Source organism: Streptomyces sp. NPDC052236 (assembly GCF_044548015.1).
Taxonomy (GTDB): Bacteria; Actinomycetota; Actinomycetes; order Streptomycetales; family Streptomycetaceae; genus Streptomyces.
Genome location: NZ_JBIUBL010000019.1, coordinates 68,956 through 88,646, shown reverse-complemented (window position 1 = coordinate 88,646; position 19,691 = coordinate 68,956). Strand labels below are relative to the sequence as shown.

Here is a 19,691-nt window from a genome sequence, read left to right as displayed (position 1 = left end):
GGGGCTCTGTACGCCATATGGGCCCGGGTAAGGCCGGTAAACAGTCACGACTGGCACGGATCAGGGCCCCGTCGCACCGTGCGACAGGACCCTGATCCATGCTCGTCGTGCGTACCCGTGCGTACCCGTGCGTACCTCAGACGCGCGTCACACCCGTTCGGGCGCCCGCGCCTCCGCCGTCTCCCGCGGCGGCCGGTCCGCCGCCCGGAACAGCCGCCCAGGCCACCAGAACCAGCGGCCCAGATCGAGCGCGAGCGCCGGCACCAGGACCGTACGCACCAGGAACGTATCCAGCAGCACGCCGATGCCGACGAGCACGCCCAGCTGCGCCATGGTCACCAGCGGCAGCCCGGCGAACACCGCGAACGTCGCGGCCAGCACGACGCCCGCGCTGGTGATGACGCCGCCGGTGGTCGTCAGGCCCTCCAGCACACCGCGTGCGTGGCCCAGCCGGACGGCCTCCTCCCGGACCCGGTGCATCAGGAAGATGTTGTAGTCGATGCCGAGGGCGACCAGGAAGACGAAGCCCATCAGCGGAAGCGACCAGTCGACTCCGGCGAAGCCGAGCACATGCTCGAACAGCAGATTCGAAGCGCCGAGCGCCGCGAAGTACGAGAGCACGACCGTCGCGAGCAGCAGCACCGGCGCGACGATCGCCCGCAGCAGCAGGACCAGTACCAGCAGGACCACCAGCAGAACCACCGGGATGACCGTCCGCAGATCGCGGTCGGCGGCCCGCTGGGTGTCGAGGGTCTGCGCGGTGGTGCCGCCCACCAGGGCGTCCGCGCCCTCGACCGTATGGACCCGGTCGCGCAGCCGGTCGACGGTGTCCTTGGCGGCCTGGCTGTCCGGGGCGTCCTTGAGCACCACGGAGAGCGTGGTCAGTGCGCCGTCCCTCGTACGCTCGCCGTCGTCGTCGACCCGGGCGACCCCGGCGACCTGCGACGCGGCGGCCTTGACCGCGGCGGCCCCGGCGGTCCTGGTGACAATCTGCGCGGGGTCGGACGCGCCCGACGGATAGTGGGCCGAGATCCGTTCCTGGGCGACGACCGACTCCGGCTTGTCCTGGAACAGCTCCGACTGGCGCAGTCCCATGTCGATGGAGAAGGCGCTGAGCGCCAGTACACCGGCGACCGCGACGGACATCATCCAGGACCAGCGGGGACGGCGGGCGACGGCCGCCCCGATCCGGGACCAGACCGTTGTCGTCCTGCGCGCCGGGGTCCCGAAGCGCGGTACGAAGGGCCAGAAGACCCAGCGGCCCGCGAGGACGAGCAGCGCGGGCAGGATCGTGATCATCGCGAGGAAGCCGCAGATCACCCCGATCGCGCCCACCAGGCCCAGGGACCGCGAGGAGTTGATGTCGGCGAGCGAGAGACAGGCGAGGCCGACGGCGATGGTCCCCGCGGACGCCAGGATCGCGGGCCCGGAGTGGCGCAGCGCGAGCTTCATCGCGGTGTGCCGGTCCTCGTGGCGGTGCAGCTCCTCGCGGTAGCGCGCGATGAGGAGCAGTGCGTAGTCCGTGCCGACCCCGAAGACGAGCACCATCAGGATGCCCGCGCTCTGCGGGTCGACGGGCAGGCCGGCGTACTTGGCCAGCAGGTAGGTGGCGACCTGGGTGAGGACCGCGGCGAAGGCGACGGACAGCAGCGGGAACAGCCACAGGACCGGGCTGCGGTAGGTGATCAGCAGCAGGATGGCCACCACCAGGCCGGTGGCGATCAGGAGGGTGGCGTCGAGCGAGTCGAAGACGGCGATCTGGTCGATCAGCGACCCGGCGGGGCCGCCGACCTCGACGTCCAGGCCGGGCGGGGCGTTGGCGCCCGCGATGTCCCGGATCTCCTCGACCCGGTCGCTGATCCCGTCCTCCTCCGAGGAGAGCGGGACGACGAGCATGAGGGCCTTGCCGTCGTCGGAGGGGATGGCCGCTGCGATCCGCTCGCCCTCGGCGGCGTACTTCGCGAAGGCGGCGCGGTCGGCTTCCGCCTTGCCGGAGACGGTGCTGCCGATGGCGTCGTTGCCGCTGTAGACGATGACGGCGGGCATCACCGGATCCGTACGGAACTTCTCCAGCTCCGTGTTGACCTGCGCGGACTCTGCCCCACGGGGCAGAAACGCATTGGGCCCCGTCTCTTCGACCTCGCCGAGCTTCCCGGCGAGCGGGCCGAGCGCGGCGGCGAGGATCAGCCAGCCGACGAGGACGAGCCATTTGGTCCGCCTGCCGCCCGGTACGGTGGCCAGCCGCTTGATCAGCGCTTTCATGGCCTGCGTGGCGTGCATGGCCTGCATGGGTAATCTCCTTGTGTGGAGTTCGGGACGCACGGGACCCGCACCGCGGCGTGATGGTTTGGCGACCTGCCGCGGCGTACGGGTGGTGGTGCGTTGACTGGGTTCTCCATGAGTACGGCCGGGAGTTCCCGCTCCCGGCCGTACCGCGTATGCGACTACTCGATTTCGCGCATCATCTTCTCCATCGAGGTGAGCGACGTACGGGTCTGGGTGAGCTCTTCGAGGGTGCGCCGGTGCAGCTCGACGTTGTCCTCCAGCAGCTGCGCGTACTTCGTGGCGAGCTCCCGGTACTGGCTCTCGCGGGCGGCCAGCGCGCGGGCGCGCCAGGTCGCGGCGAACTGCCAGACGATCACGATGAGGAGGAGGAAGAGCCCGCCGGCTGCGACCGCTCCTGCCAAATCCGCGTTCATTGCGCCGTCTCCTTCGTCGTGTCCGTCGTGTCCGTCGTGTTGAGCGTCCGTGCCGCTGCCGCGACCACCTCGGGAGTCAGCGTCAGGGAGAAGGGCGTGAGCTCGAAGTACTTCATCGCCTTGCCGCCCTCCGACAGCTCCAGCGCTCCGGTGACCAGCCCGGCCGCCTCCAGCCGCTGCAGATGCATATGCAGCAGCGGGCGTCCGATGCCGAGCTCGCGGGCGAGCCTGCTGACGTAGTTGCGCCCGCCGAGGAGCGATTCGACGATCCGCATCCGGTGCGGATTCCCGAGCGCCGTCAGCACCTTGAGCAGCTGGTCACCCGTCGGAACCTGGGCCGGGACCTCGGTCATCGGTGCCCTCCGCTCGTATCTGTCAGTTCAAACTGACACACCCGGTCCAGGTGTGTCAAAAAGATCTGACACATGTCCGGGATGAGTGAGGGGTACCTCAGGGTCGTCTCGGGGTACCCCCTGACTCACAATGGGCTCAGCCGGTACCGCGTGCGGTGGACGTGCCTCGCAACGCGCCTGAAACCCATGGGTGGCATGCTCGTCTTGAGCAGGCGGCTTGACCAGCAAGGATGGATGGAAATGGATAAGCAGCAGGAATTCGTGCTCAGGACGCTCGAAGAGCGCGACATTCGCTTCGTGCGCCTGTGGTTCACCGACGTGCTCGGCTTCCTGAAGTCGGTCGCGGTGGCCCCCGCCGAGCTGGAGCAGGCCTTCGACGAGGGCATTGGCTTCGACGGCTCCGCGATCGAGGGCTTCGCACGCGTATACGAATCCGACATGATCGCGAAGCCGGATCCCAGTACGTTCCAGATCCTGCCCTGGCGGGCGGAGGCGCCCGGCACGGCGCGGATGTTCTGCGACATCCTCATGCCGGACGGCTCCCCGTCGTTCGCCGACCCCCGCTTCGTACTGAAGCGGATGCTCGCCAAGACGTCGGACCTGGGCTTCACCTTCTACACCCACCCGGAGATCGAGTTCTTCCTGCTGAAGGACAAGCCGCTGGACGGCTCCCGTCCGGTCCCGGCGGACAACTCCGGCTACTTCGACCACACGCCGCAGAACGTGGGCATGGACTTCCGCCGCCAGGCGATCACCATGCTGGAGTCGATGGGCATCTCGGTGGAGTTCAGCCACCACGAGGGCGCGCCGGGCCAGCAGGAGATCGACCTGCGATACGCGGACGCGCTGTCCACGGCCGACAACATCATGACGTTCCGCCTGGTCATGAAGCAGGTCGCGCTGGAGCAGGGGGTCCAGGCGACGTTCATGCCGAAGCCGTTCTCGGAGTACCCCGGCTCGGGCATGCACACCCACCTCTCACTCTTCGAGGGCGACCGGAACGCGTTCTACGAGTCGGGCTCGGAGTACCAGCTTTCCAAGGTGGGCCGCTCCTTCATCGCGGGCCTGCTGAAGCACGCGGCGGAGATCTCGGCCGTCACGAACCAGTGGGTCAACTCCTACAAGCGCATCTGGGGCGGCTCGGCCCGCAGCGCGGGAGCGGGCGGCGAGGCCCCCTCGTACATCTGCTGGGGCCACAACAACCGCTCGGCGCTGATCCGCGTCCCGATGTACAAGCCGGGCAAGACGGGCTCGGCGCGCGTCGAGGTCCGCTCGATCGACTCGGGAGCCAACCCGTACCTGACGTACGCGGTCCTGCTGGCGGCGGGCCTCAAGGGCATCGAGGAGGGTTACGAACTCCCGGCGGGCGCGGACGACGACGTATGGGCGCTGTCGGACGCGGAGCGCCGCGCGATGGGCATCGAGCCGCTGCCGCAGAACCTGGGCGAGGCGATCACGCTGATGGAGCGCAGCGAGCTGGTGGCGGAGACGCTGGGCGAGCATGTCTTCGACTTCTTCCTCCGGAACAAGAAGCAGGAGTGGGAGGAGTACCGCTCCGAGGTGACGGCCTTCGAACTCCGCAAGAACCTGCCGGTTCTGTAGCGGCGCCCGAACGACGATCCGGGCCGGTGGCGGTGTGCCACCGGCCCGGCCAGTTCTACTCTTGCGGCTGCCAGAACCGGTCAGCCCGCGCGGAGAGCCGCGGTCGCCTCTACGAGGCCGTCTCGTTCCAGGCGTTCGAGGACATCGCCGATGGTGCCGGGCGGCCTGCGCCAGGAGTCGGCGATTTGTTGGACGGCGGCGAAGACTCGTTGCCGGTCGAGATCGATTTGGGCGAGGACGAAGTCGTCGGGGTGCACGGCCTCAACGTTCCACGTCGCCAGGGCCTCGTCGGGAAAGTCCTTGAGGTTATGGGTGACGATCAGCTGACCTCGGGACTTGATCGCAGCGGCGAGCACGTGGTGATCGTCGGGATCGGGTAACTGGAGCGTTGCCTCCAGAGGTTCGTAACCCCTCACGAGACAGTCCCGTACAGCGCGCATCATCAACTCGCGCGTGCGGGCGAGCTCCGCCGGGTCCAGTTCGGGTCTGTTGGTCTGGAGGTTGGTGAAGACCTCATCCAGGATGCGGTCTGTCCACTTGGCCTGCACCAGTCCGGCCTGGGCTATCCGGATCAACAGGTCCCGCAAGGTGCTCGGATACAGGACACAGGCGTCGTAGACGACGGTGAATGCCGCGGGATCAGATCAGCCCCATCTCCTGGTTCAACGCCGTCAGTTCATCCGCCGCGTCGCGTCGCTTCTGATCGTCCTGGCGCTGGTACTCCAGCAGCGACTGTGCCTTGATCCGGCGGTGCGTACCGACCTTCCGGTAGTCGATCTCGCCTGCCTCCAGAAGCCCGATCAGGAACGGCCGGGAGACGTTCAGCATGTCGGCCGCCTGCTGCGTGGTCAGTTCCGCATGCTCGGGGACGATGGATACGGCACGGCCGGCTGCCATGTGGCTGAGGACCGTGGCCAGTAGTTCCACCGCCTCGCGGGGGAGCTCAAGATCGGCGTTTCCTTCTTCGATCCTGAACCGGAACCGCTCGGCGCGTGGGGAACGGGCCAGGGAACGTTTCACCGGCCTCAGCGCCCGCGCCGCGAAGTCGGCGCTCGCGTCCGATGGGGGCATCGAACGAGCGGTTGAGTTGCTCATCGGGTGACCGTCCCTTCGTGTCGTGACCAGGGCCGCATGACCGACGGCCCTATTCGCATTATCCGCAACAGCCGAAATAAACGCAACAGGCGCGTAGCCGGCGCGGATCATGTCACCTGGCCAAATCGGGACCGGGCCGAAGGCTGTGTGCCGTCGGCCCGGGACTTCTCATGCAGCGTCTAACAGGGGACGACGTGCCAGACCGGGGCCCAGTCGTAGTAGCCGCTGTTGGCGTACGCGGGGGGTGTCGTGTAGATGGTGTTGTAGTTGCGGTCCAGGAACCTGGCCCTCGTGCCGGGGGTCTGGTTGTTGCTCCAGGAGCCGGGGTCGTTCCAGTTCGCCAGGTCGTACGTCTGGCACTTCCACAGGTTGAACTGCGTGCCGGTGAAGTTCGTGCCGGTCCACATGCAGAAGTTCTCGTACGGGCAGGCCGCCTTCGTACCCGGCTTGGCCGCCGTGCTGGTCAGGTCGCGGGCGTGGCGCTCTCCCGGCACGGCGACGACGATTTCGCCCTTGCCCGCCAGCGCGATCTTGTTGGCGGAGACCTGCTTCCCACCCACCGAGGTGAGATAGCCGGTGACCCTTGTCTGTAGTTCCTTCGCCTGCGTGCCGGTCAGCCCGGCCTGCCTCGCCTGGGCGGCAAAGTCCTGGTCGGTGCCCGTCGTGGCGGCCGAGGCCGAGGCCGTGCCGGTGAGTCCGATCACGGCTGCGGCGATGAGTGCCATCACCGCGAACCATGACGTCGTCAGCTTGCGTAGCGCCATGCGCGTTTCCCCCAACTGTGTTCCCGAACCGATGCCCGCGCTCTTGTGCCGGGCTCGTCAACGAGTCTGTCGGGATGGGGGATTCGCGAACAAGAACTTCCTCCATGGATGTCCAGGACACGCCACGGCGCCCCTCCCTGACCGCGCCGGTCCGCGCCTCACCAGCGGGCGACCGCCCAGGCGAACGCATAGCCCGCGCTGTTGAGGGCGCAGTGCAGCGCGACGGGCGGGATGAGGCTGCCGGAGCGGCGGCGCAGTTCGCAGAGGAACATACCGGCGATGGCGGTGCCAAGGACCGCCGCTGACACAGACAGGGCGACGCCGGTTCGGCTCGTGCCGAAGATCGCCTCGGCGGCCGCGTTCGCGCGCGTGAGCCCCCGGGCGGGCTGAACGTGCCAGAGCCCGAAGAGCACCGAGGAGACGGCAGTGGCCCACATGGGTCCCCGCCGCCGCTCGACCATGGCCCACAGCACTCCCCGGAACGCGATCTCCTCCAGCAGCACGGTGCCCAGCGGTACGCGGACCAGCACGCGGAACATCAGCTCGTCCGAGGTCAGCCCCGCGGCACGTTCGTCCAGGAAGGCCTCCCGGGTGAACGGCATGGCCAGACCCAGCAGATAGACCACCAGGACGGCTCCGACCAGGACCAGTCCCCAGCGCAGTCCCCGGCGGGCAGCGGCGGCGCCGAGTCCCAGGTCCGCCCAGCTGAGGCCATCCCACCGGGCGATCAGCAGAAGAACGGCGGCCGTGGCGGCGCAGAGGGGGACGTACCAGTCGTCCGCGAGCCGGTTGCCCCACACCTGCACCGCAGCGAGAACCGCGATGACCAGTGTGATCCGCATCGTCGTACCAGGATGGCCCAATCCTGGGGGCGCAGCACCTCGTGCAGTGGCTGGGTGTAGTGGCCCGTATGCGAGGGCCGCCTTGAAATCACGCCGTCATGCGCGGGGCTTCGCGCGGACGTGCATCCGCTCGCCCTGTCTCCCGAAGAGGCTCAGGATCTCGACCTGCCGCCCGTCCGCGCTGCTGAACCAATGAGGCACGCGGGTGTCGAACTCGGCGGCCTCGCCGGGACCGAGGACCAGATTGTGCTCGGCGAGGACGAGCCGTAGTCGGCCGTCCAGCACATAGAGCCACTCGTAGCCCTCGTGCGTACGCAGTTCCGGCTCGGCACCCCGGTCCGAAATGATCATCTTGTACGCCTGGAGGGGGCCCAGGCTCCGGGTCAGGGGGACGAACGTACCGCCGCTCGCCAGGGTGCCGGGTGTCATCCGTACCCGGGGATCCCCGACTTCGGGGGCGCCGACCAGGTCGTCCAGGGGCACGTCGTACGCACCGGCGAGTGGCAGCAGCAGTTCCAGGCTGGGGCGGCGCTGCCCGGTCTCCAGCCGCGAGAGCGTGCTCTTGGAGATGCCGGTCGCCTCGGAGAGCGCGGCCAGGGTGAGGCCGCGCTTGGCGCGAAGCCCTTTGAGCCGGGAGGCGACCTCGTCAATGACCGCTTGGTAGGGCGGTTGCTTGTCCATGCGGGCATTCCATCCTGCCGTCCCGGAATCGGCAACAAGATTTGCCGCCGTCTTCTGGCAGGCGCACGCTCCTGGCCGGGGTCACCAGAGAACGGAGTCCACGTTGAAGTCACCCAGTGCGGGACAGGACGAGGCAGCAGCCAGAAGCGCGGAGCGGACGCCTACGCACCGATGGGCGCTCGCCGCCCTTTCGCTGTCCATGTTGCTGTCCTCGCTCGGCACGAGCATCGCCAATGTCGGCCTGCCGACGTTGGCGCAAGCGTTCTCCGCCTCCTTTCAGGAGGTCCAGTGGGTCGTCCTCGCCTATCTCCTCGCCATCACCACCGTGATCGTCAGCGTCGGACGGCTCGGTGACATCATCGGCCGCCGACGGCTGCTCCTGGCCGGAATCTCCCTGTTCACGGCGGCCTCGGTCCTGTGCGGCGTCGCGCCCACGCTGGGGCTGTTGATTGCCGCCCGGGCGGCGCAGGGCCTTGGAGCGGCCATCATGATGGCTCTCACCATGGCGTTCGTGGGTGAGACGGTTCCGAAGGCAAAGACCGGTAGCGCCATGGGGCTGCTCGGAACGATGTCCGCGATCGGCACCGCTCTTGGTCCGTCGCTCGGCGGCGCGCTGATCTCCGGACTCGGTTGGCGGTCCATTTTCCTCGTCAACGCACCGCTGGGTATCGCGACTCTTCTGCTCGCGTACCGCTACCTGCCCGTTGACCGGCACGAGCCCAAGGCCGACCGGCCCGGCTTCGACCATGTCGGCACACTGCTGCTCGCTCTGACGCTCGCCGCTTACGCACTCGCCATGACGATGGGACGCGGCACGCTGCTGTTGGCTGCCGCGTTCGGCGTCGGCCTCTTCGTACTTGCCGAGGCGAGAGCCGCATCCCCCTTGGTCCCATTGGCAATGTTCCGCGAGCCGGCGCTGAGTGCGAGCCTCGCCATGAGCACGCTCGTCTCGACGGTGATGATGACTACGCTGGTGGTCGGGCCGTTCTATCTCTCTCGTACGCTCGGGCTCGAAGAGGCTCTTGTCGGGCTCGTCATGTCGGTCGGTCCGCTTGCCGCCGCGCTGACCAGTGCGCCCGCTGGTCGCATTACGGACCGATTCGGCGCACAGCGCATGACCATCGTCGGGCTCATCGGAATAGCGGCCGGTTCGTTCGTTCTGTCCATGCTGTCAGCGGCGGTCGGCATTCTCGGCTACCTCGCCCCTATCGTCGTCATCACCGTCGGCTATGCGGTGTTCCAGACGGCCAACAACACCGCCGTCATGACAGACATCCGCCCGGACCAGCGAGGCGTCACGTCAGGCATGCTCAACCTGTCGCGCAATCTCGGGCTCGTCACCGGTACATCCGTCATGGGCGCGGTCTTCGCCCTCGCCGGTATGCGAGTCACGTTCGCGGTCGCGGCGATTCTGATCGTCGTCGCGACCGCGATTGCGGTGGGAAGCCGTGCTCTCGGGGGCGGGGATTCCTCCGGTGTCAGCGGGTGGCCGCGTACGTGATGAAGTCGGCCCAGGGGGTTGGGGTGAACGCGAGCTGGGCGCGTTCCTTCCTCTTGGAGTCCCGTACGCGGATGGTGCCGATGGCTGCCGCGACCTCGACGCAGTCGGACCCGGGCTCGCCGCTGCTATAGCTGCAAAGAACCCGGGAAAGAACCCACCAAAACCACCCCCAGCCCTCCGTCACTCGCACGAGTGATCCGGGCCGATCTGGCTGGCGCATATGCCATGCGGCGAGGCAGGCTCGGGCTCAACAACCGCAGACATGCGACGGCCCCCGGCCGGGACGGCAATCCCGATCGAGGGCCTGACCACCAAGGAAGAAGACGCTTCCCGATGGCTGAGCAGCAGCTTAACGCGCCCTTGAGCGCCCCGTCCCCCGTTCCCACGTCCGGCGTACGGCACGTCAATCGCAGCCACCCGGACTGATTCACCGTGGTCGGAAACCACCTCGCGCAGCACCGAGAACTGTCCCTCATCGCCATCGGGCTGGCCGTACACATCCAGTCGCTGCCCGCCGGGAAGTGGGTCTCGATCAAGGAACTGGCCCAGCGCTTCGCGGAGGGCGAGATCCGTATCGCCGAGGCCCTTCGCGAGCTGGAGACCCACGGTTACCTCGCCCGTAGGCGGGAGCGGTTGCCGTCCGGCCAGATGGTGACCCGGACCGTCTTGTACAACAACCCGCCCGCGATGAAGGCGGATGCGGCGCCCCCGCCACCGCAGCCCGAGTCCGAGCCCGAGCTTGAGCGGCCCGCGTCCAGCCCCCGTGGTGCCGTTGCCCGCGCCCGCAGACCCCGTCGTCTGGGACCTCCTCGCCGGGCTCCGGCGCGACGACCCCCGCCTGCTCCTCGCCGAGCGCGACCTCCACCGTCTCGCGCCCGGCGTCGCGGCCTGGCTGGAGCGCGGTGTGGAACCCGCCGCCGTACGGCGTACCCTCATTGCCGCACTGCCCGCCGAGCCGATCCACCATCCGGCCGCCCTGCTCGCCCACCGCCTCACGGCGCTGCTGCCGCCACCGCTCCCGGCGGCACCGCCCCGGCTGGAACGCCCGGACCCGCTCCAGAACTGCGATCGCTGCGACCGGGCCTTCCGCGCACCGGAACCGGGTCACTGCCGGGAGTGTGCGGGGGCCGTGGTGACGCCTCGCGCGGCGGTGGCGTAGCGCCCCGGCGTAGTTCCCACATGACGTGTGAAGTGTCTGTTCAGGTGGGACTGGTCATGGAATCCCACGGTCGTGGCGACGTCGGCGGGCCGCCAGTCGGCGAGGAGGAGTCGGCGAGCCCGGTCTATGCGCTTGCCGGTCAGGTACGTGTGCGGCGGCAGGCCGTAGGTCTGCTTGAAGCAGCGGATCAGATGCGTGGGGTGAGCCTGCAGGATGGTGGCGGCCTCCTGCAGAGACAAGCCGCCGGGTATTCGCGAGTCCAGCAGTTCCCGCAACGTGGTGGCCAGGCGGTTGGCCTCGGGGCCCGGTTGGCGGGGCCGGAGCGCGTCAAGGTGGAAGTGGAGCCGTTCACGGACGAATGACAGACGGGACTCGGCTTCGAGGGCGTCTCCCGGGTGGTGAAGCGCGGTGTGCAACTGGTGGATTCGATGACGCAGCAGTACGTCCTCGATGAGCGGGTCGTCCACCGCGCTGCCGGCCAATCGCTCCGGGAGCACGGTCGTATCGAGGTAGAGCACGCGCTTGCGGAAGCCGGAAGCAGTGACAGTTCTGCCGTCGTGGGAGACGCCAGGAGGCAGCAGGAGGACCACGCCTGTCCCTGTGGCTCCATGCCGATGGCGATCGAGCGCGAAGTCGACCGACCCCTCGTCGAGGATCATCAGATCCCAGGTGTCGTGGGTGTGGGCCGGGTAGGCGTGCTCGGTGAAGTGCGCGTGGAAGACCTCGGCGATACCCGGGACTGCCGGCCGCCAGGCGTTGATCTTCGTGCGAGGTCGGTCTCCTGCCATGCCAGGAACGTACAAGACCGGCTGGGTACACAGGCGGCAGGCTCACAGACACCAGCCGGGGCAGGGGCCCCGGAGTGACCGAGCATTCGGAGGACACCGCATGTCCAAGTCGCCCAAGAGCGTCAGCCTCGCGGAAAAGCTCTCGCAATTCAGCGACCTCTGGTCGCAGAAGAAAGTGGCTGATCTCAACGACTACGAGGTCAAGCTCGCCAAGCTGAAGGGAGAATTCGTCTGGCACACCCATGAGGACACCGATGAACTGTTCCTCGTCATCAGCGGCCGACTCACCATCCAGCTCAGGGATGGAGACGTTGTCCTCGAACCAGGCGAGCTGTTCGTCGTTCCCCGTGGTGTCGAACACTGCCCGGTGGCAGACGAGGAAACGGCCATCCTGCTGCTCGAACCGGCTGGAACGATGAACACCGGCGATGCGGGAGGGCCGATGACCAAGGCGGCCGAGTCGCTTCACTAGCCGCGGTCCGGCTTCTGGCGACGTACCACCGATGAGTTCAGCCGGTCCCCGTCGTCTACTGAGGGAGGTACGAAAACACCGACGACTTCTGTGGAGACCCGGCATGAGGAAGATCATCGCAGACCTGTTCATCTCGCTCGACGGCGTCGTGGAGGCGCCCGACCAGTGGCACTTCCCCTACTTCAACGACGAGATGGGGGCGGCCGTCGACGCCTCTCTCGGCACGGTCGACACGTTGCTCCTCGGTCGTAAGACCTACGACAGCTTCGCCGGCGCCTGGCCCGAGCGGGAGGCAGCCGGTGGGGAGGACGCCCCCTTTGCCAAGGTCCTCGGCGACGCCCGGAAGATCGTCGTGTCGAACCAGCAGCTTGAGTTCACCTGGCGGAACTCCGAGCAGCTCACGGGCGATCTCATCGAGGCGGTCACTGCCCTGAAGAACGAGCCGGGCACCGGTTCCATCGGGATGAGCGGCTCGGTCTCCGTCGTCCGTCAGCTGCTGGCCGCTGGGCTGCTGGACGAACTGCACCTGCTGGTGCACCCGATCGCCGTCCGCAAGGGCATGCGGCTGTTCGAGGAGGGCGAGACGCCGATCCCGTTGAAGCTGATCTCTGCCGAGACCTTCCAGACAGGTGTGCTGAACCTCTTCTACGCCCCCGCCGAGTCGGCCGGGCAGGCAACCTATGACGACGCCAAGGCCCACCTGCCCCAGGCCGAGCACTAGCACCACCGGTTAGCACCACCGGTCCTTATCGGGCCAGAACAGTCACGATGAAGGGCAGCGCGCCGGTGACCACTGCCAGGAGCATGGAAGCGAGGGTCTGACCGTTTACCACGGTGGTGGGGCTGGCGATGACGTAGGAGAGGAGGTCGTTGATGCGGGCGTCGGCATCGCTGACCTGTGCGGAGCTGGCGGGCGGCCGTGGCGGTAACGCTCTCGCGATCCGTTCCACAACGTAGGCACGTCTCTGCTCTACGAGGGCCGACAGGCGCCACTGCGAGTACAGGCCGAATACAGCGATCGCCACCATAAAAACTCCGGCGAGCGCCCATTTGGTGGCTGTCAGCAGGTTGTTGCCAGGAGCGAGTCCTGAGACATAGATGACGGGGACGAAGGCGATCGAGAAGCCCACGGCCGAGAGCAGAGCTACGAAGCGGTACCAGCGGGCGACGCGTTCCACGCCCACGGTTCTTGCCGGGGCGAACCAGAGGAGTCTGACATTACGCAGGGTCGTGATGATCTTGGCCAGTTTCACTGCCCTGAGGATCCAGTACGCGCTGTTGGCGGCGGCAGCTCCGGTGACCGCGACCACCAGGTATGAGGCGAGGTCGACATACATGCGCTGGGTGACACCCTGCGCGCGCGTGAGGGTGAACATAACCACCGCACCCGTAGCGGAGCCCAGAGCCATGTATTGCCACTGGCGCTTCTGCGACGTGCCACGGTCGATCCATGCGTGTACTGCGGTGCGTCCGGGATCGGTGAGTATTCGGTCCATAGAGTCCGTCATGGCGTGGAAAGTGCGACAGCCCAGCCACTGGCAGAGGACGACGTAAAGGTCGACCGCGGTGTAGTAGAGCATCCACAGGTAGTACGTGCGGCCGTGCGGCGTGGAGGTCGGGAAGAACAGTTGATGGCTTGCGGCCACAGCGAATGGCACGGACACGGCCAGCAGGAAGGGCACGCAGCGCCTGGCTTTCCACGTCAACGCGGGTCCTGTAGCCCTGATTCCGAACACACGGAGGAAGACGACCTGGGCCATGTCCGCCGGATAACGGTTGTAGAGGTCTCCCAGTACAGGCACCGGCCCCCCGAAGCTCACCTGCTGGAAGATTCAGCCAGCAGGCATCAACAGTGACAGCTCGGCACGCCTGCGATCGCAAGGTCGGGGTTTGTCGGCGATGAGTGGGCGAGAAATGTCTAAGGACTGGTACTGCGTTTGTCTTACCGAGGGACGTCGCTGCGGTGCTCCTGGACGTCCCGTACGGCGCTCACTGCTGGGGCTCGTCGCGCAGCCGCAGCCGCAGCAGCACCAGTTCGGTGAACGCCTCCCGCTCGCCGAGCTGACACCGCACCACCAGTAGCTCGCTGTGCCTGTCCTGGCCACCGCACCCCCTTGTCCCACTCTGTATGCCGAGCAAGTCGGCGGTGAGGCAGGAAAAGTTCACGGCGGAACCTGTTGGGCTGCCCAGGTTGTCGAGTGGGTGACAGGGTCTTTGGACCTCACACTCCTTGGGAGGAGCACTCGTGAGCGAGACGGCCTATTTGGACGAGCAGCTGTTGAGGCGGGGCCTGCACGAGCTGGCCGAGTCGGAGAGCTCGCCCGGAAGCCCACCGGCGGTGGGTGCCCTGGTGGGCCGGGGCCGCCGCGCCCGGTGGCGCAGGCGCGCGACCGCCGTCACCGTGAGCGCGGCGCTGCTCGGCGTCGTGGGCGCGGGCGGTGTGTACGGGGGCATGCTCGACGGCGGGGAAGGTGCGAACGTCGCCGCGCCGCCCACGCCCGACGGTGTGCGGACGGTTGACATCCTCAAGAACCTGCTCCCCGAGGGGACAGTCAGCCAGGAACGTGAGGGCATGCCGGGCAGTGCCTTCGCGTCCTACGCGGGCGGTTCTCTCGTCTTCGACGACGGTAAGGGCGCGGCGGCGATCTCGATCTCGCTGGGCAGGGTCGACTCGCCCGCGGCCAGTCTTGCCAGCCTGGTGGGGTGTGCCCGCGGCCCCAAGGGGGGCAGTTGGGGGCCCTACGGGACCTGTACGTCAGAGAAGTTGGCTGACGGCTCCACCCTGATACTCGCCAAGTCGTTCGAGGCCAAGTCCCGCGCCGAGTCCCGTAGCAAGGACCCCAAGATCTGGACCTGGGAAGCTCTCCTCTACAAACAGGACGGTTCGATACTCACCCTCAAGGAATGGAACGCACCCGCCCAGAAGGGCGTCAAGCCCACGCGCGCCGACCCACCGCTGACGCGGAAGCAGCTGACCGATTTTGTGACGGCGAGGGAGTGGCACACCACACTGGACTCCTTCCCCCGGCGTGGGGGCGGCGTCCATGACGAGGGCGCTCCGAGCGGCTTCGAAATCAAAGACACCCTCATACCGCTGCTCCCGTCGAGTCTGAAGCCGGCCGGTCTCGCGGGCGGCACCAGCCCCAACGACTTCCTCAGCCTCGGCGTCAATGATGGCAAGGGTGGGGCGGCGGTCGAAGTCAACATCGACCATCGCGGAACCAACGACGGCGATCGGGTGCGGATCCACGAGCGGCAGGGCCTGGATCCGTGGAGCGGGAAGGACCTGCGGTTCCGGTCTGTCACCGCCGTTCGGCCCGGCGGCTTCCGGGTTGTCGTCACGACGTACAACGGCTATGCGTTCGGTGATGCGACCCGCGCCACACCGCCGCTCACCATGAAGCAGCTCAGGGCCATCGCGACCAGTGAGGAGTGGGACAAGTTCAAGTGAGGGACCGGGTACGGGCCGAACCTGCCGACCGGCAGGAACGGCCCGGCCAACCCCGAGTTCAGCGCTCAGCCAGAGGCGCCGGGGCCTCCTGGACCGTCCAGCCGTTGCCGTCCGGGTCCTTGAAGAACATGAACGAGTTCCACTCCTCTCCCGGGCCGTCCTCCCAGCCGCCCGCGCCGACGTGCTGGATCGGGCTGACCTCCACCGACCGCTCCGTGAACGCGGCGCGCGCCGCCGCGATGTCCGTCACGCACAGTTGGAGGCCCTGGAGCGAGCCGGGTGTCATGGACGGCTGGTCCGGGTGTTCCGGCACGCCGCTGATCAGCGCGATCGAGCAGCGGGAGCCCGGCGGGGTGATCTGGATGATGCGGACGCCCGGGACCACCTCCTGGTCGAGGTCGACCTTGAAGCCGCAGCCCTCCTCGTAGAACCTCTTCGACCGGTCGAGATCGGTGGCCGGGACCGTGATGACCTCAAGTGTCATTTCCATAGGTGGCGCCCTCCTCAGGTGAATTGCCAGCGGGTCTGGCCGTATGGGTCTTTGGCGAAGCCGAATGCGGTGCGCGGCGCGACCCGGAACACCGGGGCCGGGCCGCCGGCGCCCACGAAACAGCCGTCGCGGACTTCGAAGGTCCACTCTTTGCCGTACTTCTCGACGTACGCCCCGGCCAGGGCGCGCAGACGCGTCTCGTCGGTCACCCGGACCGCCTCGCCTTCGAACACCAGATCGTATCCCTCGTGCAGAGCGTTGCTGCCAGTTGTGAGAACGACGTTCTGATTGTGGCGAAGGTTCTTGGCCTTGCGCTCGTCCGCGCCGGTGCAGAAATGCAGCCCGCCGTCCTGCCAGACGGCGATCAGCGGCGTGACATGCGGACGCCCGTCAGGCCGTACGGTCGACAGCCAGAAGACCTCCGCCGCGCTCAGGCGGGACACTGCCTGCGACCAGTCCGTGGGTTCGGCTTTCTCCTCGCTGTACCGGGCGTCCAGGTCGGTCACTGGTTCAGCCGGCGGTTCAGTCAGCGGTTCAGTCAGCGGTTCGTTCTCGGACATGGTGGCGTCCTCTCGTGCGGTGCCGATGAAGGGGTGACTGCGGCCCGCCTCCGTACTCATCGGTCCGCCGGATACGCTCGGAGCCGGATCGTGTACAGGAGGCCACAGGATGACGGTGCCGGGACGCAGAAGCAGTACCTTCACCCGCCTGCTGCGGCACGGCTTCACCGATCCCTCCGCCGCCGAGCGGCTCCTCTCCCTCCCCCTCCTCGCTCCCGTACGCACCGACCCGGTCCTCCTCGACGCGCTCGGCGCCGCCGCCGACCCCGACCTCGCGCTCCGTTCCCTCGTACGCCTGGTGGAGGCGCAGCACCCGGCCGACCGACAGGGATTCCTGGACACCCTCGTCACCGCGAAACCCCTGCGCGACCGGCTGCTCGGGGTCCTCGGCGCGTCCGACGCGCTCGGCGATCACCTGGCCCGGCATCCGCACGACTGGAAGGCGCTCGTCACGTACGAGGCGGCCGACCTGCACCCCGGCGTCGCGGAATTCGAGTGCTGTCTCGCCGGCGCCGCCGACCCCGTCGCGCTGCGCGTCGCCTACCGGCGGTGCCTGCTGTCCATCGCCGCCCGCGATGTCTGCGGTACGACCGATCTCGCCGAGGTCGCCGCCGAACTCGCCGACCTCGCGACCGCCACGCTGCGCGCCGCCCTCGCCATCGCGCGTACCGCCGCGCCCGGCGACGCGGAGCAGTGCAGGCTCGCCGTCATCGCCATGGGAAAGTGCGGCGGCCACGAGCTCAACTACGTCTCCGACGTGGACGTGATCTTTGTCGGTGAGCCGGTGGAGGGCGCGGACGAGACCAAGGCCGTGCAGGCGGCGGCCCGGATCGCGTCCCATCTGATGCGGATCTGCTCCGAGACGACCGTCGAGGGCACCATCTGGCCCGTCGACGCCAATCTGCGGCCCGAGGGGCGTAACGGACCGCTGGTCCGTACGCTCTCCAGCCACCTCGCCTACTACCAGCGCTGGGCCAAGACCTGGGAGTTCCAGGCGCTGCTGAAGGCGCGGCCGGTCGCCGGGGACGTGGCGCTCGGGGAGGCGTACATCAAGGCGGTGTCCCCGCTGGTGTGGCAGGCCGCCGAGCGCGAGAACTTCGTCCCCGACGTGCAGAAGATGCGCCGTCGCGTCGTCGACAACATCCCCGCCGCGGAGGTGGAGCGCGAGCTCAAGCTCGGTCCTGGCGGGCTGCGGGACGTGGAGTTCGCCGTACAGCTGCTCCAGCTGGTGCACGGGCGCAGCGACGCGACCCTGCACAGCGGCTCCACGCTGGAAGCGCTTCAGGCACTGGCGGCCGGTGGGTATGTGGGGCGGTCGGACGCGGCACAGCTGGATCGTGCGTACCGTTTTCTGCGGGCCATGGAGCACCGGATCCAGCTGTACAGGCTGCGGCGTACGCATCTGGTGCCGGTGGAGGAGGCCGACCTGCGCCGCCTGGGGCGTTCGCTGGGGCTGCGTACGGATCCGGTGGCCGAGGTGACCAGGGAGTGGCGGCGCCACGCGGCTGTGGTGCGGCGGCTGCACGAGAAGATCTTCTACCGGCCGCTGCTGGACGCGTTCGCGCAGCTCGCGCCGGGCGAGACGCGGCTGAGCCCGCGCGCGGCCGGGCAGCGTCTTGAGGCGCTGGGGTACGCGGATCCGGCCGCGGCGCTGCGGCATCTGGAGGCGCTGTCGTCCGGGGTGACGCGCAAGGCCGCGATCCAGCGCACGCTGCTGCCGGTGCTGCTGGGCTGGTTCGCCGACTCGGCCGACCCGGACGCCGGTCTGCTGGGGTTCCGCAAGGTGTCCGACGCGCTGGGCAAGACCCCCTGGTATCTGCGGCTGCTGCGGGACGAGGGCGCGGCGGCGGAGAACCTGGCGCGAGTGCTGTCGGCGGGGCGGCTCGCGCCCGATCTGCTGCTGCGGGCGCCCGAGGCGGTGGCGCTGCTCGGCGACCCGGAAGGGCTGAAGCCGCGCAGCTGGGAACACCTGGAGCAGGAGATCCTCGCGGCGGTGGGGCGCGCGGACACGGCGGAGGGGGCGGTGGCGGCGGCGCGTGGTGTGCGGCGGCGGGAGCTGTTCCGTACGACCGCGGCGGATCTGGTCAGCTCCTACGGTACGGAGGACAGCCCGGCGGAGCCGGACCCCGGGGCGCTGGTTGACCGGGTCGGGAACGCGGTCACCGACCTGAACGCGGCGACGCTCGCGGGGGCGCTCAGGGCGGTGGTGCGGGCGGGGTGGGGGGACACGCTGCCGACGCGGTTCGCGATCATCGGGATGGGGCGCTTCGGGGGGCACGAGCTGGGTTACGGGTCCGACGCGGATGTGCTGTTCGTGCATGAACCGCGGGAGGGCGTGGAGCCGGAGGAGGCGGCGCGGGCGGCGAACCGGGTCGTCACGGAGATGAGCAGGCTGCTGCGGCTGCCGGCGGCGGATCCGCCGCTGCTGATCGACGCGGATCTGCGGCCGGAGGGGAAGAGCGGGCCCATGGTTCGTACGCTCCCGTCGTACGAGGCGTATTACCGGCGGTGGTCGGTGGCGTGGGAGAGCCAGGCGCTGTTGCGGGCGCGGCCGGTGGCGGGGGACGCGGAGCTGGGGGCGCGGTTTGTGGAGCTGATCGATCCGCTGCGGTATCCGGAGGGTGGGCTGGGCGAGGACGCGGTGCGGGAGATCCGGCGGCTGAAGGCGCGGATGGAGACGGAGAGGATGCCGCGGGGGGCGGATCCGACGCTGCATATGAAGCTGGGGCGGGGTGGGCTGAGCGATGTGGAGTGGACGGTTCAGCTGCTCCAGATGCAGCACGGGTGGGCGGAGCCGGGGCTTCGTACTCCGCGTACGAGGGAGGCACTGGCGGCGGCGCGGGCGGCGGGCCTGATTTCGGGGGAGGAGGCGCAGACGCTGGACGAGGCGTGGGTGCTGGCGACGCGGGTGCGGAACGGGGTGATGCTGGTGAGGGGGCGGGCGGGGGACACGTTTCCTTCGGGGGGGCGGGAGCTGGCGGCGGTGGGGCGGTATTTGGGGTACGGGACGGGGCATGTGGGGGACATGCTGGAGGACTACCGGAGGACGACGAGGCGGGCGCGGGCGGTGGTGGAGGAGCGGTTTTACGGGGCGTAGGGGTGTTTTTCCCCCACCCCGCCCCAACCCGAAACCGGGGCTGCGCCCCGGACCCCGGGGGTGAGATGTAGCGGGGCTGACGCCCCCGCGCCCCCGGTTGCGCCGGCTTCGCGGCGCGGGCGTGCGGGGCGGGCCCG

Annotated in this window: 21 protein-coding genes and 1 pseudogene; 7 read left to right on the top strand and 15 right to left on the bottom strand. The window is 68.5% G+C overall.

What is annotated here, in order from left to right; genetic code table 11:
- Positions 1-147 precede the first annotated feature (147 nt).
- From ACIHCQ_RS28175 to ACIHCQ_RS28165, 3 genes are all read right to left on the bottom strand, one after another.
- The gene (locus ACIHCQ_RS28175; protein WP_399668272.1) at positions 148-2,262 is read right to left on the bottom strand and encodes an MMPL family transporter; all 2,115 of its coding nucleotides are present in this window, start codon (positions 2,260-2,262) and stop codon (positions 148-150) included.
- Positions 2,263-2,444: 182 nt separating this feature from the next.
- Positions 2,445-2,699: a hypothetical protein gene (locus ACIHCQ_RS28170; protein ID WP_399668040.1), complete on the bottom strand. Its 255-nt coding sequence runs from the start codon at positions 2,697-2,699 to the stop codon at positions 2,445-2,447.
- The gene (locus tag ACIHCQ_RS28165; RefSeq protein ID WP_399668037.1) at positions 2,696-3,052 is read right to left on the bottom strand and encodes an ArsR/SmtB family transcription factor; all 357 of its coding nucleotides are present in this window, start codon (positions 3,050-3,052) and stop codon (positions 2,696-2,698) included. Before ACIHCQ_RS28165 ends, ACIHCQ_RS28170 begins: the two co-directional genes overlap by 4 nt.
- Before the next feature lie 240 nt (positions 3,053-3,292).
- On the opposite strand from ACIHCQ_RS28165, the gene glnA reads away from it, so the two are divergent.
- Positions 3,293-4,654 carry a type I glutamate--ammonia ligase gene (gene glnA, locus ACIHCQ_RS28160; RefSeq protein WP_399668034.1) on the top strand — a complete coding sequence of 454 codons (1,362 nt, stop codon included), beginning with the start codon at positions 3,293-3,295 and terminating at the stop codon, positions 4,652-4,654.
- Positions 4,655-4,734: 80 nt separating this feature from the next.
- Here the strand turns inward: glnA and ACIHCQ_RS28155 are convergent.
- The 5 genes and pseudogenes from ACIHCQ_RS28155 to ACIHCQ_RS28135 all read right to left on the bottom strand — a co-directional run.
- A pseudogene (locus tag ACIHCQ_RS28155) lies at positions 4,735-5,265 on the bottom strand (PIN domain-containing protein); the annotation flags it as partial.
- A 28-nt stretch (positions 5,266-5,293) separates the two neighbouring features.
- Positions 5,294-5,749 carry a helix-turn-helix domain-containing protein gene (locus ACIHCQ_RS28150; protein WP_399668032.1) on the bottom strand — a complete coding sequence of 152 codons (456 nt, stop codon included), beginning with the start codon at positions 5,747-5,749 and terminating at the stop codon, positions 5,294-5,296.
- A 179-nt stretch (positions 5,750-5,928) separates the two neighbouring features.
- Complete coding sequence (locus tag ACIHCQ_RS28145; protein ID WP_399668029.1) at positions 5,929-6,513, bottom strand: peptidase inhibitor family I36 protein; 585 nt, start codon at positions 6,511-6,513, stop codon at positions 5,929-5,931.
- Between the two features lie 158 nt (positions 6,514-6,671).
- The gene (locus ACIHCQ_RS28140) at positions 6,672-7,355 is read right to left on the bottom strand and encodes a lysostaphin resistance A-like protein (protein WP_399668026.1); all 684 of its coding nucleotides are present in this window, start codon (positions 7,353-7,355) and stop codon (positions 6,672-6,674) included.
- 96 nt (positions 7,356-7,451) lie between these two features.
- Positions 7,452-8,036, bottom strand: a complete 585-nt coding sequence (locus ACIHCQ_RS28135) for a helix-turn-helix domain-containing protein (protein ID WP_399668023.1) — start codon at positions 8,034-8,036, stop codon at positions 7,452-7,454.
- A gap of 103 nt (positions 8,037-8,139) precedes the next feature.
- On the opposite strand from ACIHCQ_RS28135, the gene ACIHCQ_RS28130 reads away from it, so the two are divergent.
- Positions 8,140-9,537: an MFS transporter gene (locus ACIHCQ_RS28130; protein WP_399668021.1), complete on the top strand. Its 1,398-nt coding sequence runs from the start codon at positions 8,140-8,142 to the stop codon at positions 9,535-9,537.
- Here ACIHCQ_RS28130 and ACIHCQ_RS28125 read toward each other — a convergent pair.
- Positions 9,515-9,727 carry a DUF397 domain-containing protein gene (locus ACIHCQ_RS28125; RefSeq protein WP_399668018.1) on the bottom strand — a complete coding sequence of 71 codons (213 nt, stop codon included), beginning with the start codon at positions 9,725-9,727 and terminating at the stop codon, positions 9,515-9,517. The genes ACIHCQ_RS28130 and ACIHCQ_RS28125 overlap by 23 nt on opposite strands.
- Positions 9,718-10,143, bottom strand: a complete 426-nt coding sequence (locus ACIHCQ_RS28120; RefSeq protein WP_399668015.1) for a hypothetical protein — start codon at positions 10,141-10,143, stop codon at positions 9,718-9,720. Before ACIHCQ_RS28120 ends, ACIHCQ_RS28125 begins: the two co-directional genes overlap by 10 nt.
- Before the next feature lie 166 nt (positions 10,144-10,309).
- On the opposite strand from ACIHCQ_RS28120, the gene ACIHCQ_RS28115 reads away from it, so the two are divergent.
- Complete coding sequence (locus ACIHCQ_RS28115) at positions 10,310-10,696, top strand: hypothetical protein (RefSeq protein WP_399668012.1); 387 nt, start codon at positions 10,310-10,312, stop codon at positions 10,694-10,696.
- Here the strand turns inward: ACIHCQ_RS28115 and ACIHCQ_RS28110 are convergent.
- Positions 10,642-11,484: a helix-turn-helix domain-containing protein gene (locus tag ACIHCQ_RS28110; protein ID WP_399668009.1), complete on the bottom strand. Its 843-nt coding sequence runs from the start codon at positions 11,482-11,484 to the stop codon at positions 10,642-10,644. The genes ACIHCQ_RS28115 and ACIHCQ_RS28110 overlap by 55 nt on opposite strands.
- A gap of 100 nt (positions 11,485-11,584) precedes the next feature.
- Between ACIHCQ_RS28110 and ACIHCQ_RS28105 the strand changes: the two genes are divergently transcribed.
- Positions 11,585-11,956, top strand: coding sequence for a cupin domain-containing protein (locus ACIHCQ_RS28105; protein ID WP_399668006.1), 372 nt, complete (start codon positions 11,585-11,587; stop codon positions 11,954-11,956).
- Positions 11,957-12,059: 103 nt separating this feature from the next.
- Complete coding sequence (locus ACIHCQ_RS28100; protein WP_399668003.1) at positions 12,060-12,677, top strand: dihydrofolate reductase family protein; 618 nt, start codon at positions 12,060-12,062, stop codon at positions 12,675-12,677.
- A gap of 25 nt (positions 12,678-12,702) precedes the next feature.
- On the opposite strand, the gene ACIHCQ_RS28095 is transcribed toward ACIHCQ_RS28100, so the two are convergent.
- Together ACIHCQ_RS28095 and ACIHCQ_RS28090 are read right to left on the bottom strand one after the other, a co-directional pair.
- Positions 12,703-13,776, bottom strand: a complete 1,074-nt coding sequence (locus ACIHCQ_RS28095; protein WP_399668000.1) for a hypothetical protein — start codon at positions 13,774-13,776, stop codon at positions 12,703-12,705.
- Positions 13,777-13,945: 169 nt separating this feature from the next.
- A complete protein-coding gene (locus ACIHCQ_RS28090) occupies positions 13,946-14,122 on the bottom strand; it encodes a hypothetical protein (RefSeq protein WP_399667997.1) in 177 nt (58 codons plus the stop codon).
- Between the two features lie 79 nt (positions 14,123-14,201).
- Here ACIHCQ_RS28090 and ACIHCQ_RS28085 point away from each other — a divergent pair, with 79 nt between their 5' ends.
- A complete protein-coding gene (locus ACIHCQ_RS28085) occupies positions 14,202-15,407 on the top strand; it encodes a hypothetical protein (protein WP_399667994.1) in 1,206 nt (401 codons plus the stop codon).
- A gap of 58 nt (positions 15,408-15,465) precedes the next feature.
- Here ACIHCQ_RS28085 and ACIHCQ_RS28080 read toward each other — a convergent pair whose 3' ends face one another.
- The gene (locus tag ACIHCQ_RS28080; protein WP_399667991.1) at positions 15,466-15,897 is read right to left on the bottom strand and encodes a VOC family protein; all 432 of its coding nucleotides are present in this window, start codon (positions 15,895-15,897) and stop codon (positions 15,466-15,468) included.
- A 14-nt stretch (positions 15,898-15,911) separates the two neighbouring features.
- Positions 15,912-16,457 carry a pyridoxamine 5'-phosphate oxidase family protein gene (locus tag ACIHCQ_RS28075; RefSeq protein ID WP_399667988.1) on the bottom strand — a complete coding sequence of 182 codons (546 nt, stop codon included), beginning with the start codon at positions 16,455-16,457 and terminating at the stop codon, positions 15,912-15,914.
- A gap of 109 nt (positions 16,458-16,566) precedes the next feature.
- Here ACIHCQ_RS28075 and ACIHCQ_RS28070 point away from each other — a divergent pair, with 109 nt between their 5' ends.
- Positions 16,567-19,554, top strand: coding sequence for a bifunctional [glutamine synthetase] adenylyltransferase/[glutamine synthetase]-adenylyl-L-tyrosine phosphorylase (locus ACIHCQ_RS28070; RefSeq protein WP_399667985.1), 2,988 nt, complete (start codon positions 16,567-16,569; stop codon positions 19,552-19,554).
- The last annotated feature ends 137 nt before the right edge of the window (positions 19,555-19,691 follow it).

Bases quoted from the DNA above. Each gene is read 5' to 3' on its own strand.
- ACIHCQ_RS28140 (WP_399668026.1), bottom strand. From the start codon at position 7,355: ATGCGGATCACACTGGTCATCGCGGTTCTCGCTGCGGTGCAGGTGTGG.
- ACIHCQ_RS28175 (WP_399668272.1), bottom strand. From the start codon at position 2,262: ATGAAAGCGCTGATCAAGCGGCTGGCCACCGTACCGGGCGGCAGGCGG.
- ACIHCQ_RS28170 (WP_399668040.1), bottom strand. From the start codon at position 2,699: ATGAACGCGGATTTGGCAGGAGCGGTCGCAGCCGGCGGGCTCTTCCTC.
- ACIHCQ_RS28100 (WP_399668003.1), top strand. From the start codon at position 12,060: ATGAGGAAGATCATCGCAGACCTGTTCATCTCGCTCGACGGCGTCGTG.
- glnA (WP_399668034.1), top strand. From the start codon at position 3,293: ATGGATAAGCAGCAGGAATTCGTGCTCAGGACGCTCGAAGAGCGCGAC.
- ACIHCQ_RS28075 (WP_399667988.1), bottom strand. From the start codon at position 16,457: ATGTCCGAGAACGAACCGCTGACTGAACCGCTGACTGAACCGCCGGCT.
- ACIHCQ_RS28110 (WP_399668009.1), bottom strand. From the start codon at position 11,484: ATGGCAGGAGACCGACCTCGCACGAAGATCAACGCCTGGCGGCCGGCA.
- ACIHCQ_RS28135 (WP_399668023.1), bottom strand. From the start codon at position 8,036: ATGGACAAGCAACCGCCCTACCAAGCGGTCATTGACGAGGTCGCCTCC.
- ACIHCQ_RS28145 (WP_399668029.1), bottom strand. From the start codon at position 6,513: ATGGCGCTACGCAAGCTGACGACGTCATGGTTCGCGGTGATGGCACTC.
- ACIHCQ_RS28150 (WP_399668032.1), bottom strand. From the start codon at position 5,749: ATGAGCAACTCAACCGCTCGTTCGATGCCCCCATCGGACGCGAGCGCC.
- ACIHCQ_RS28105 (WP_399668006.1), top strand. From the start codon at position 11,585: ATGTCCAAGTCGCCCAAGAGCGTCAGCCTCGCGGAAAAGCTCTCGCAA.
- ACIHCQ_RS28080 (WP_399667991.1), bottom strand. From the start codon at position 15,897: ATGGAAATGACACTTGAGGTCATCACGGTCCCGGCCACCGATCTCGAC.
- ACIHCQ_RS28070 (WP_399667985.1), top strand. From the start codon at position 16,567: ATGACGGTGCCGGGACGCAGAAGCAGTACCTTCACCCGCCTGCTGCGG.
- ACIHCQ_RS28165 (WP_399668037.1), bottom strand. From the start codon at position 3,052: ATGACCGAGGTCCCGGCCCAGGTTCCGACGGGTGACCAGCTGCTCAAG.